Source organism: Corallococcus sp. AB018 (assembly GCF_003986945.1).
Lineage (GTDB): Bacteria > Myxococcota > Myxococcia > Myxococcales > Myxococcaceae > Corallococcus > Corallococcus exiguus.
The window spans coordinates 1-1,030 of the sequence record NZ_RAWR01000457.1; the positions used below are offsets into that span (position 1 = coordinate 1).

A 1,030-nucleotide genomic window follows, 5' to 3' on the forward strand; every position below is an offset into this window, starting at 1 on the left:
CTTCCCCACGAGCCCCGCCGCCTCGTTGCGCACCGCGAAGCCTCCACCCCGGACCCCAATCGGATCCAACGGCGGGATGTGCATCGCCACCACGTGCACCGCGTCTCGCGCCTCCTCCAACCAATCGTCCAGCGCCTCCTCCACCATCGGATCCACCGTGCTGCTGCCGGAGTCCACCAGGCTGAAGTGCACGCCATGGAAGGTGAAGTGCTGGCTGCCACGGCCCACCAGCCGCTGGTACTCGCGCGCGTCGTCCGTGAAGGTCTCGTGGTTGCCCAGCGTCGCGAACAGGGGAATCCGCGAGCCCGCCTCCAGCCGCTGCTGGAACTCCTCCAGCTGCTCGCGCGTCCCGTACTCCGTCAGGTCCCCCGCGAAGAAGATGAAGCGCAACGTGGGGTCCTGGTTCAGCCGCGCGTAGACATCCCCCACCTTCGACAGCGCCTCCTGCACGTCCGCCAGCGCCGCGAACCGGAACGGCTCGCGCACGTCCCAGTCCGGCGGCGCCACCGTCAGCCGCATCGACGTCCCCGGCCGCAGGGCCACGCGCCACGCCTTCACCGTCGGGTGCGCGTCCGGCATCGCCACCACCGTCAGCGGCGTGCCCGCTTCGTCCACGGCGTCCAGCACCGCGTCCGGCATCGCGTTGTGCACCATGAACAGCCAGTCCGTCCGCGCGTCCGCGCCCGCGGTGACTTTCGTGGTGAACACCGGCGCCTGCCCCCACAACTCCAGCGTCCCCGACGCCAGCGTCCGCACCGACGCGAGCCCGCCCTCCACCTCCACCGTCAGCGCGTCCGCTTCCGCCTGGCCCACGCGCGTGTCCCGCACCGCGCGGTCCTCGCTGGGGCGCACGCAGCTTGTGGACAGCAGCGCCGCCGTCAGGCCCAGCGCACCCAGTGCACGAAGTCCTCCGCTCACGTGTCACCTCCCACCGCGTACACCAGCGACACCCGCCCCATCAGCGCGCCACCCGCCTGCGCCTCCGCCGCCACGCCCCAGCGCTCCGTCACCAGCACGCGCCCCTTCAGAC

Annotated in this window: 1 protein-coding gene; it reads right to left on the reverse strand. The window is 71.9% G+C overall.

Features of this window, described 5'->3' with window-relative positions:
- A partial coding sequence (locus tag D7Y11_RS42675) for a metallophosphoesterase (protein ID WP_148139294.1) occupies positions 1-918 on the reverse strand: 918 nt, incomplete at its 3' end.
- Positions 919-1,030: the final 112 nt, after the last annotated feature.